The 12093-nt window shown below is 36.0% G+C and carries 9 protein-coding genes; 1 reads left to right on the top strand and 8 read right to left on the bottom strand.

Going from position 1 to position 12093, the window contains the following annotated elements; all coding sequences use genetic code 11:
• Positions 1–284: 284 nt before the first annotated feature.
• The 3 genes from A3EM_RS0117530 to A3EM_RS0117520 form a co-directional block, all read right to left on the bottom strand.
• Positions 285–701 (bottom strand): T9SS type A sorting domain-containing protein, encoded by a 417-nt coding sequence (locus A3EM_RS0117530; RefSeq protein WP_020529540.1) that lies wholly within the window; start codon positions 699–701, stop codon positions 285–287.
• A 335-nt stretch (positions 702–1036) separates the two neighbouring features.
• A complete protein-coding gene (locus tag A3EM_RS0117525) occupies positions 1037–2092 on the bottom strand; it encodes a sugar phosphate isomerase/epimerase family protein (protein WP_020529539.1) in 1056 nt (351 codons plus the stop codon).
• A gap of 49 nt (positions 2093–2141) precedes the next feature.
• Positions 2142–3296, bottom strand: a complete 1155-nt coding sequence (locus A3EM_RS0117520; protein ID WP_020529538.1) for a Gfo/Idh/MocA family protein — start codon at positions 3294–3296, stop codon at positions 2142–2144.
• 274 nt (positions 3297–3570) lie between these two features.
• Here A3EM_RS0117520 and A3EM_RS0117515 point away from each other — a divergent pair, with 274 nt between their 5' ends.
• On the top strand, positions 3571–4749 hold the full coding sequence (locus A3EM_RS0117515; protein ID WP_020529537.1) for an MFS transporter: 1179 nt from the start codon (positions 3571–3573) through the stop codon (positions 4747–4749).
• 55 nt (positions 4750–4804) lie between these two features.
• On the opposite strand, the gene A3EM_RS0117510 is transcribed toward A3EM_RS0117515, so the two are convergent.
• The 5 genes from A3EM_RS0117510 to A3EM_RS0117480 form a co-directional block, all read right to left on the bottom strand.
• Positions 4805–5401, bottom strand: a complete 597-nt coding sequence (locus A3EM_RS0117510; RefSeq protein WP_020529536.1) for a uracil-DNA glycosylase family protein — start codon at positions 5399–5401, stop codon at positions 4805–4807.
• A gap of 28 nt (positions 5402–5429) precedes the next feature.
• On the bottom strand, positions 5430–8006 hold the full coding sequence (locus A3EM_RS0117505) for a M1 family metallopeptidase (RefSeq protein WP_020529535.1): 2577 nt from the start codon (positions 8004–8006) through the stop codon (positions 5430–5432).
• A gap of 312 nt (positions 8007–8318) precedes the next feature.
• Positions 8319–9464, bottom strand: coding sequence for a hypothetical protein (locus A3EM_RS0117495; protein ID WP_020529533.1), 1146 nt, complete (start codon positions 9462–9464; stop codon positions 8319–8321).
• 484 nt (positions 9465–9948) lie between these two features.
• Positions 9949–10413 carry a ribonuclease HI gene (gene rnhA / locus A3EM_RS0117485; RefSeq protein ID WP_020529531.1) on the bottom strand — a complete coding sequence of 155 codons (465 nt, stop codon included), beginning with the start codon at positions 10411–10413 and terminating at the stop codon, positions 9949–9951.
• Between the two features lie 34 nt (positions 10414–10447).
• The gene (locus A3EM_RS0117480) at positions 10448–11944 is read right to left on the bottom strand and encodes a hypothetical protein (RefSeq protein WP_044238681.1); all 1497 of its coding nucleotides are present in this window, start codon (positions 11942–11944) and stop codon (positions 10448–10450) included.
• Between the last annotated feature and the right edge of the window lie 149 nt (positions 11945–12093).

Here is a 12093-nt window from a genome sequence, read left to right as displayed (position 1 = left end):
ATTTTATTAACATTCTGTTCAATGACAGCAATAATAGTATCAATGTAATTTTAATTCAGTTTTGAAGGTTTTTAATCTAATCCAATTGAAGCAATTGGTTTTGCTTGTTATCATTTGATTTTCATGCAGTTAACCTTTTTGGTTAACCCAAAGTTTACTTCAAATAATTACTTAAGGTAAAAAAATATTTAGTAGGAATAGTTGTAATAAATGAACATAAAAAAAAGGAAACCAGATGATTTCCTTAATTTTCATTAAATTCTTTACGGCAAATTAAATTTTACTTACTCGTTCACAATGAGTTTTTTAGCAATTTTAAAATTGCTAGATGAAACAGACATAAAATAAAGTCCTGGAGTTAATTTAACTTCTGGAGTAAAGGTTAGTTCTGTAAATGAACTTGTTGGATTAATTTGCTTATTATATAGTACTTTCCCAATGGTATTATATAAAGTAATATCAAGAGATTTTAGTGAGCCACTTTCAATTTCCAAATTAATGGGTCCTTCTTTATAAGGGTTTGGAAAAAGTTTTACCTCAAGTTCTCCAGCATTGTTAAATGAAGATTCGGATTTTCTCACAGGATTATTTCCATCAAATGAAGCGGCCTGTATGTAAATGGCCGAAATTGAGAAAGTAAGTAAAAAAGCAAAGAGGTATTTTGCCTTATAAATCAAATTTTGAGTAAAAGTTCTTTTCATGATTAATTTGCCGTTTTTTTATTTAATGGTAATTTTTTGTAAAGGTAAACCCTTTTATTAATCTATATGCGATTTGTCCTCAAATGGTTGCCTTGGAATTAGAAAGTAGTTGGTTTTTAACATTACTTAACTTATTCAATCAAGACCATATATTTTAAAAGACGAGTTTTTTTGAAAATTGGTTGGTACATACCCTGTTTTTTTAACAAGATTAAAGTAAAAAAGCTTTTTTATTAAAATTTTTGTAACCTTCCTTATTAGTAATGATATAAAGAAAAAGCCCTGGTAAAATAAATAACCAGGGCTTTTTCTCGATTGTAAGTGATTCTAAATATTTAACTTAAACCTAGAATTCTTTTATTCATCTCTTCATCAGCACCAGTGCCTGCAAAATCATCAAAAGTTTTTTCGGTTACTCTTATTATATTTTCTGCGATGAATTTAGCCCCTTCTTTTGCTCCATCTTCAGGGTGTTTAAGCGCACATTCCCATTCCATTACAGCCCATCCATCGAAATTATATTGGGCCAGCTTACTGAAAATTCCCTTAAAATCTACTTGTCCATCTCCCAGTGACCTGAATCTGCCGGGTCTTTCCACCCATCCCTGATAACCACCGTAAACACCAGACCTTCCATTTGGATTAAATTCAGCATCTTTTACGTGAAACATTTTAATTCTTTCATGGTAAATATCAATATGCTCAAGATAATCCAGACACTGTAAAACATAATGGCTTGGATCGTAAAGCAAATTCGCTCTGGTATGATTACCTGTTGCCTCTAAAAATCTTTCAAAAGTGATTCCATCATGTAAATCTTCTCCCGGATGGATTTCATAGCAAAGATCCACACCAACTTCATCAAATGCATTTAATATAGGCAGCCATCTGTTGGCAAGTTCCTTAAAACCGGTTTCTACCAGTCCAGCTGGTCGCTGTGGCCATGGGTACATGGTATGCCATAATAATGCTCCAGAAAAAGTTACATGAGCACTAAGTCCTAAGTTCTGACTAGCTTTTGCTGCGTAATGTAATTGTTGTTTGGCCCACTCAGTTCTTGCGGTTGGGTTGCCATGGACTTCTTTTGGTGCAAATCCGTCAAACATTTCATCATAAGCCGGATGAACTGCTAGCAATTGCCCCTGTAAATGGCTGGATAATTCAGTTATTTCCAATCCATGGGAATTTACGATCCCTTTTATTTCGTCTGCATAAGTTTTGCTTTCTGCTGCCTTTTGCAGGTCAATAGCTCTGCCATCCCACGAAGGAATTTGCACTCCTTTAAAACCAAGTCCTGCAGCCCATTTACAAATATTATCCAAAGAATCGAAAGGAGCTTCATCTCCCATAAACTGCGCTAAAAATATTCCCGGTCCCTTAATTGTTTTCATTTTCGGTTAGAATTATAATGTTTTTTTAATTTATTTAATTTGAAAATTTTTATGACTTAAATGGATACCACTTTTGATCACTTTTACTGGCTTCGATTATAGTTTCAATAAATGCCATTCCTCTCAGGCCATCTTCTATTGAAGGAAAATCTGTAAAAGTAGGATCAGGATTTTCTCCTTTTAATTTACTTTTCAATGTAGCCGCAAAGTTTCTGTAAATATTAGCGAACGCTTCAAGATATGCCTCGGGATGCCCTGCAGGTATTCTTGTATGATTCTGAGCACTTGCTGACAAATCCCCAACTCCTGTTCTTAAAATTCTTTTCTCATCGTTAGTTTGGAAAATAAGCGTATTTGGCTCTTGCTGATGCCAAATTAATCCACCTGTTTCTCCATAAACTCTGATATTCAGGTTATTTTCTTCACCCACAGATATCTGGCTACAGTGTAAAATCCCTTTTGCGCCATTATCGAAATGAAGTAAGATATTGGCATCATCATCGAGCTTTCTTCCTTCTACAAAAATGGTAAGATCAGCGCACACTTCGGTCACTTTCAGGCCGGTGATGTATTCTGCTAAATGTTCGGCATGAGTTCCAATATCACCAGTCCCCCCGGCTATCCCTGATTTTGATGGGTCTGTTCTCCAGGAGGCTTGTTTTTGGCCCGATGCTTCCACCAGAGTAGAAAGCCATCCTTGAGGATATTCTACAATTACTTTTCTCACTGCACCAATTTTACCCGATTTCACAAGGTCTCGTGCTTGTTTTACCATTGGGTAGCCCGTGTAATTATAGGTAACTGCCAGTATTTGTCCTGATTCTTCCAGTGCTTGTTGAATTTCTTTTGCCTCAGCTAAAGTGAATGCTAAGGGCTTATCGCATACCACCGAAAAACCATTTTTTAGTGCAAATAAGGTAGGAGGGGCATGCATGTGGTTTGGGGTAACTACTGAAACGAAATCCATTCTTTCGCCTTCAGGTAATTCCTTTTCCTTTAAGATCATTTCTTCATAGCTACCATAAACCCGGTCTTCTGGTAGGTAAAGTTCTTTTCCTGAGGCTTTGGATCTTTCCGGGTTACTGCTAAAAGCACCACAAACTAATTCTATCTGGCCATCAAGTCCGGCAGCCATCCGGTGTACGCCACCGATAAAAGCCCCCTGGCCTCCTCCAACCATTCCCATTCTCAGTTTTCTTTCCATATTTAATTTTTGATTAGATTATTGATGTTCGTTTATAATTTCTCACTAATTTATGGTAAATTTTTAAAAATGCTGATTTTACCTATGGTAATTTAAACCCAATCTTAAATGGGATGGGAGATTTACAGACTGGAATTAAGTACACTCTAAATATTACAATTTTCTCTTTTAATTGTTAAATTTACTTATATCATTATTTTTGGAAAAGTTTTAAACTTATATTTAGCTTAAAAAGAAGCATAAACTATTCTCAACCTTATTTAGATATTACATTATGGAAATGAACGTAAACCGAGGAAGGCTGTTTTTAGCCAGTTGCATGGCGCTAGTAGTAACAGCCATGACATTTGCCATTAGGGCAAGACTTGAACTAGTTTTTTCAACAGATTTTTCACTATCTGCACAGGATATAGGATTAGCATTTGGACCTGCATTTTTTGGGTTTACAATAGCTATGATGATTGGTGGCCCATTAGTGGATATTTTTGGAATAAAAAAGATCGTTTGGCTGGCTTTTATTGGTCACCTGATCGGAATTATAGTAACTATTTTTGCCACTAATTTCTGGACCTTATTTTTAGGAACACTTGCCATTGGTATTGGAAATGGAATGGTAGAGGCTGCATGTAATCCTTTAGTTGCCACTATGTATCCTGAAGAAAAAACTACTATGTTGAACAGGTTTCACGTATGGTTTCCAGGTGGAATTGTGATAGGAAGTTTGTTATCCTATTTAATGATGGATATTATGGAGCTCAATTGGCAACTTCTTGTAGGTGCCCTTGTAATTCCTCTAATTGCCTATGCTGTTTTGTTTTTGGGTCAGGAAGTTCCTCAAACAGAGAGGGTAAAAATGGGAGTAAGTACATCTGGAATGTGGAAAGCTGTAGTGAGTCCCCTATTTTTATTTATGGGATTCTGTATGTTGCTTACCGCTTCAACCGAATTAGCTACTCAGCAAAGAATTGATAGTTTGCTTCACGAAACCGGAGTTTCCGGAATGCTCGTATTGGCTTTGACTACAGGGATTATGGCTGTAGGAAGAGCTTTTGCAGGTCCTGTTGTACATAAATTAAGTCCTTCCGGAATGCTTTTGTTTTCAGCGGTTTTCTCCTGCCTGGGTTTAGTTTGGTTAAGCTATGCTCAGGGAAGCACCATTTTCGTAGCTGCTGCAGTATTTGCCATTGGTGTGTGTTATTTCTGGCCTACTATGTTAGGTTATGTGGCAGAATATATTCCCGAAAGTGGGGCGCTAGGTCTTTCAGTAATGGGAGGTTTAGGAATGTTTTCCGTTTCAATTGTATTGCCTTTAATGGGATACTTCATGGATACTGAGAGTTCAGGAGCAAGTACTTTAAGATATATGGCTATCTTACCTGTAATTTTAATAATTGCATTTAGCTTCCTTCATTTTGGAGTAAAAAAGAAAAAAAATGAAGCTGTGAGTGCCTAATTGAATAAACTTTATCAGTTAAGAGGGAAATGCTTGTTAAAAGTATTTCCCTTTTTTATTGCAGAAGTTGATGAACTTTTAGTTGGAGTTGTGGAACAATTTTGTCTTCAAACCAGGGATTCTTCCTCAGCCAATATGTATTCCTGGGAGATGGGTGAACCAATGGAAGAAACTCTGGCAAATATTCTTCATAAGATCGAACCGTTTCCAATAAAGTCTTTTTACTTTTCTTACCCAGATAATATTGTTGGGCATACCTGCCAATTAAAAGGGTTAATTTAATGTCAGGGAGTAAATCAAATAGAGGTTTATGCCATAATGGAGCACATTCTTTTCTGGGTGGCAAATCACCAGATTTTCCCTTTCCCGGATAACAAAAACCCATCGGGATAATGGCAATTTTCTCGGTATCATAAAAGGTGGATTTGTCCAGGTTCATCCAGGATCTTAACCGGTCGCCACTGGGATCATTCCATGGAATTCCGGTATGGTGAACCCTGGTACCCGGAGCTTGTCCAATCACAAGAATTTTCGATTTTGAAGTAGCCTCTAAAACTGGATTTGGTCCTAGTGGAAGGTGGTCTTTACAAACCGTACATGCCTTTATTTCCCCTATTAATTGTTGAAGTTTGTGGTTTTTTTGTTGGCTCATTTGGACGGGTTAAAAGATTATATTTGGTTTACATGTGTACAATATCCGCAGCCCTGAATAACATGTCAGCAGCCTGAAGGACTTTATTCTTCAGTCGGTAGGGATACTCCGGGTTTTCCTTCAAAAATTTTTTCACAGTATTGGCTGCAGATTTTGATTGATGCCCGCTAAATGTACCAATAAGCCACTGTTTTGGAAAGAAAATATCTCCGGTTCTTTGGATTTCTTCCAGTAATTCCAAACTGGGACGAATATATTTTTCAGAAGATTTGGCTCTCAATGGATGATGTAAATAGCTTAGGCTTTCTACCACCCAGGGCTCATAATGCCGGTTTTCCGGATATCTTAAACTTTCAAAAAAATCATCTCTCACATGTTGATTATCGGAAAGGGCAGGCATGGCATAACTGAGCCTTTCTTTTAAATTAGGATCCTGTGTGTCATTAATTTGTTTGATCAGCAACTCTTCTGCATTTGGCATAGACCTCAACGCAAGCTCGCATGCAATGGAGATATAATCACGTTCTGATAGAATTAACCCATCAATATATAAATCTCTTTCCCAAATCATTTTCAATCTGGTAATTGCTTCTTCTGATAGGGCTATTGCCTTGTAGGCCCTAAAATAGGCAGATTTGGCACTTGCTCCCGGAGCGGAGTTCATTATTTTCCACAGCGTGTTTTCCAATTGGACTGCTATTTCTTTTCTTTGTTTGGGCTTGTAAAATTTCCAGTAAATTGAATTAAGATAACCTAATATATTTTGTGAGTTCAAAGCTTCATTTTCCTGGGGAAGTGCATCGATAATGGTAGCCATTAACTTATCAGGAGGCACATGACCGTTAAGCATTTCTTCATATAAAGAAATCCACCCAACTCCCCTCAGCATGGGGTCCTTGATAGAGGAAATATTTTTTAATAAAAATTCCCTGCTAAATTTACCAAGCGTAAAAAATCCATAACCCAGTCCGTCACCATTGCTTAGAATAAAGTCTGGTTTATACCATCCTACGGCTTCTTCTACATCATTGATTTTCTCCGTAATTTCCAGTTGGATTCTTTTTATACTATCTCCTTTTACCAGTACAACTTCTGTTTTTTGTTGCCAGATATTCCCTTTTACAGGAGATTTTCGTTGCTTTAATTTTAATGATTTTATTTGGTTTCCATCAGTGACCAGACTTACACTAATGGCAGGCATACCCGATTCTTTTACCCAAACCTCACTCCATGCTTTTAAGTCCTTATCTGTCTTTTTATCCAGAATTGTGATCAAATCATCCCAAACGGCATTTGAAAAGGAGTAATTTTTTAAATATTCCTGCAATCCCTCTCTGAATTCTTTTTCTCCCATCAGCTTTTCGAGCTGCTGCATTACGATAGGTGATTTTTGGTAGATAATCCTGCCATATAATGTTCCGGCATCTTTTAGATTATCAAGCTTTTGCTGAATGGGATGAGCGCCCTTAGTTCTGTCCTCCGAATAGGCGATTGGGTGATGAGCCAGTAAAAAACGAAGGTTGTGATTGATTTCCGGAAAATTTGGATTCACAATTTTTGCACCCATGAAGTTAGCAAACACTTCTTTAAGCCAGACATCATTAAACCATTTCATTGTCACCAGGTTCCCAAACCACATATGTGCAGTTTCATGGGCAATCAAACTGGCTCTGTTAAGCATTTGATTTTGTGTAGCTGACTGGTTGAGCATCAGGCTGGATGACCTGTACAAAATGGAGCCAACATGTTCCATACCTCCATACTGAAAAGAAGGAATGAGCACGAATTCAAACTTCTCGAATGGCATTGGAATTTGGGTATATTCTTCAAGCCATCTGAGGGAGGAAGCATGTAAATCGAAAATTTCAAAAGTATTTCTTTCTACCTTTACAGAGTCTGATTCTCTGTGGTACATGGTCATTTTTCTGCCATCTTTATAGGTGGAAATCTTTTTGAATTTTCCCGCTACAAAAGCAAATAAATAAGTGCTGAGAGGTGGTGTCTCATTAAATTCATAAATATGATTATCCCCGGAAAATTTTTTATTGATCATCCTGCCGTTGGCCACAGCCACCCATTCTTTTGGAATTTCGAGTGTCAATTTATACTGGCCTTTGATATCCGGCTGATCGAAACAGGGAAATGCAGTGGAGGCTCGATCGGGAACAAAAAGTGTGTATAAATATTCCTCACTCCGGTTCAGGGCATTTTCTCCCGCGATAAATTTGATAGAGAGAGAATTTTTACCTTTTTTAAGTATTCCAGGCATAATAAGGATATGCCCATTGTTCACTTTCGACTGAATTTCCGTATTCCCCTGATGGATAGAGATCAAATTCTCAGGATTTACATTAAAATCCAGTACCAGGGATTTTGAGGAGTCAGCGAGTTCAAATTCCAGGTTTAATGAACCGGAAATGGGACTGGAAAGTGTATCGGTAATTTTAAAATGAAGTGTATATTTTACATTACTAATAGTATTCGCTCTGTGTTTGGCTAATTCCAGAGAAACCCCGGAAACCAACTCATAATTAGGTAAATCCTGAGCCAAGGTGGTGGTATAAACTGTTAAAAGAAAAATTACAATATGCAGAACTTTTCTCATAAATAATTAAGATTATAGTTCGATTATGGTAAAATTCTTTCCTTATTTCTTAAGCATGAAATTCGGTATTGAAAGAATTTTTGAGCAGGTGATTAATTCTAATTTTGAGATATTATTAAATTGATTTAATCTTCCTGATTTGTGGAATTTCTATCCATTTACAATGAAGCCTGGAGTAACCAGTCTTAATTAAGCAAATACTTTGGTATTGATATTTTGCCTGTATTGTTGCTTATGCTAATTTACAAAAAAGAAATTTTAAAAACTTTTCAGGTTTGTCCAAATAAAACAGGTAGTAATGAGAAATACTTACTAATGAGCTTTTCTTCTGGCTTTTAAGGCTCTACGCGCATTAAGCACATCGTCTTTTAGTTGCAAAAGTTCATTTTTAGTGATGTAGTCGTTAAATCTGGTGTGGATTGATCCTCCCGTTTCCACTGCGAGTCGGATATATTGTCCTTTTATATAGGCAATATCATCCATTAATATTCTACCTAAAATAATCCTGATGGGTTTATTAATTTGCTTAACCAGTTCCGTGTCACGAATAGCACTACGGTTATCAGCAACTAATACATATTCATCCGATTCAGGATAATTTTTCATGGCAAAAAGTAGAGCCTCAATATCATTTTCAGCTAAATCTCCGCCATCACCATTTTCCTTTACCATTTTCATCAGTTCGATTACCTGAGACAAGGTATCCGCTTTAATGGCATAAATTCCACCTGTTTCCCCTGCCTTTTTTTCGGCATTAGGTTTATTATCTCCATCATTAAAAAAAACAAAATTTGAAATATTACTATCTCCACTTCTGGAGATATGCCATCTCAAAATTTGAGTGGTAAATGGATACATACTGGCAGTCCAGTCACTTACAATAGTAACATTTTTCCAGTTATAGAGGTTTCTTTCTAAAATGTCGTAAGCCAGGGTATCGTTGCCCATGGACAAAAACTTCCTGTCTTCAGGAGGAAGTGCCAGAAATGCTTCTTTTACTTTCGAAATATTTCTTTGATAATCTACTTCCAATATCTGCTTGGGTTCATTGACTGAGAATACAAACCCATGAAATAGAGATTCTGCCTGTGATTTGGTTTTACAATCGGTCTGTTTTATAATGGACCACTTCACACTATCTGAATTAAATAATCCCGGAGCAATGTGCTGAAGAGAATTTAATCGCTCAATATTCAGATTTTTGAAAGAAGTATTTTTGGGATAGTCAGAATAAACTAAATCTACTCTTTTGATATTCGTGGACTTAATTTTCTCAATTATTTCACTATTAATCGTTTGGGAATGGCCAAAAGCCATGTTCAGGGTAATTTGCTCAGACTGGATATTATACCTTGTCGTGGTCAGCTGGGAAGCATTTTCATAAATCTTAAATGCAGACTGCTGGGCATTTGCAAAAGCTGAAAAAATTAGGCAATATGTAAGCAACAAAAATTTCATTTTATTCTATACCTGCGCAAATAATTAAGTAACGCCCTGTTTGTCTATTATATGATAATCGTATGAATTTAAGTTTTCAAATTATTTCGCTCAAACTGAATAGATTGTATGAAGAATTAGTAGTTCAATCTACATTTAAACTTACAATACTACTTGACTAAAATCGACAAAAATCCCAAAAATTTCAATTTAGTAATTTTGGAAGGATTTTTTTCTTCTTTGAGATACACCACTCCCCCGATTTTAAGGATTTATGGTTTTGTGTAGACCTTTTTAAGATGTGGGTTTCCTGATACAACAGATTAGGAAATTTTATTCAGGTAGTAAAATTTGGTTGAAATGAGTATTTTCTTAAATACTGCTTGAAATTGCCACAGGCATTAAATAAGTAATATTAACTTGATGATGAAACAGGCCTGTTAATCCACTGAAATGCTTCACCTTTCTGTCTCCTTATTATAAACTTTATTTTCCTCCAATTGGGTTAACCTCCCATTTCCCGCTCAAATCCTTCATCAATCTGCAAATTGCTTTCTTTGCCTGCGGCTACTGCCAATTCGTCACATCTTTCGTTTTCAGGTATACCAGCATGACCTTTTACCCACTTAAATTTTACCTTATGTTTTCGGTATAATTTAATGAATTTTTGCCATAAGTCAACATTTTTTTTGCCCGAAAACCCCTTTTTTTCCCAATTCCAGAGCCATCCTTTTTCTACAGAATCCACCACATATTTAGAATCTGAGTAGATCAGGATTTCCGTGCCTTCTACTTTTAATGCTTCCAATGCCACAATAGTTGCCAGCAATTCCATGCGATTGTTAGTGGTTCTTCTAAAACCACCGGAAAACTCCTTTCTTAAGTTATGCTTCTTGGAGATTAAAACTGTACCATATCCTCCAGGGCCAGGATTTCCTGAAGAAGCACCATCAGTGTAGGCAATTACCATATTTGAGTTATAATTGAATTAAAAAAGCAAGTAATTAATCAAAGGTAATCAATCTGATTTTAAGACCATTTTCTATCGCTTTTTTTCTCAATAATAAAGTTTCCTCAAAATTAAGTCCTGTGTATTCCGAATGTTCCAGAAAAAGATAGGGAGAAGCCAGACTGTTTTCCTCTTTTTCGAAAAGTATTTGGGTGGAGTTGTATTTTATTTCCTCAAATTCCTGGCTATTAATAATTTGGGAATAGGAATCGAAAAGTAAATATTTTCCACCACTGGCTTTATACTGTTTGACCTCTTCTCTGGTTAAGGCTATCTGAAGTTGGGTTGTTGGGGAAAGAAAAGGAGACACTCCCAAACCCGCTGTTGATATGATTTTCTTTGGTGATTTTAGTTTTAAAACTGAAGCTAATTCAGGATAAGAAGAATTTGAATATTTCCACACATTTTCATTGGTGAGGAAAATATTAAGTGCAATTCCCAGCGTAATTAACCCATATTTTATCCATTTTTTTATTGGTAAAGCGAATATTCCCAAAAAGCCAATAATGTATATTAATGGAAAGATAAACAACAATGCCCTTGGGGCTTTTTGCAAAAGGGACATACCCAGAAAAAAGGCCAATACTACAAAAAGGGAAAGTTTTAAAAGGGGAATTGCCCAAGACTTTTTTTGATAAGCAAAAAGGAAAACAATAATTCCAATCCAGGAAAGAGGATTTTCGAAGTATAAAAAGTATTTGACATAATAAAGTAGATCAAGGTTAAACTTAGAAACTTCCTCATTGGGATTCATATCTTTTATAAAAGCCTGAACAAAAAAGTGTTTGCCATAATTGTCCCAGCCAATGCCCAGAAGCCATCCCAGAAAAGTATAAAAGACGAAGGGAGCCACAAAGATAAATGCCGAGGTGAAAAGCATTTTTAAGTTCCATTTTCTTTTGGCGAAAAGAATTTCATAACCCCAAAAAACTAGAATTACCAGAATGAATTTATAGTTTACACCCACACCAAGGGATAAAATTATTTGAGCGAAAATAATATATCTGTTGTTTTCTGGACGAACCAGACTTTTGTGATAGTGGATAAAAATCAGGACAAAAAGCAGTAGACTTAGAGCTTCCATTGCCAAATACCTTGAAGAAACTATCTGGTAAACTGCACTTCCAACAAAGGCTAATAACCACAAAAACATGTTACTGTTAAAGTGGAATAATCTGCTAAAATGAAGCACTAATAACCAAATAGCCAACAGGTTTAAAAGTGCTGTGAAATATTCCAAAAATAGAAAATTATTGAATAGGGAATGGATGGGAAGGTAGATTAAATAAAACCCCGGGCTTGCATGATGGAAAAGGTTAGCAAAATTTCCCGAGTTTAATTCTGTTAGGATAATTGAATTTTTGGCTGAATCGTAATCAAAAACCCCTGTTTCCCAAAGCTTATTCACTCTAAGGAAGAATAATCCCATAAGTAAAATCCCCAATAAAATATGGGAAATACAGGGATTATGAGATTCAAGGAATTTTTTCAAATTTTTAGTTTCTTTGGAATGGCATTGATTCTACACAAGAATTCGCAAATTTCCTACTGAGAAGGCAAAAACAAAAAAGTCTTTGGCGATTAAGCCAAAGACTTTTTAAAAATAGAAATTCTAAAATTGCTTATTCCCCTCACTTTGCC

Origin of the sequence: Flexithrix dorotheae DSM 6795 (assembly GCF_000379765.1) — a bacterium.
Classification (GTDB): domain Bacteria; phylum Bacteroidota; class Bacteroidia; order Cytophagales; family Flammeovirgaceae; genus Flexithrix; species Flexithrix dorotheae.
This window is presented reverse-complemented; position numbering and strand designations above follow the sequence as displayed.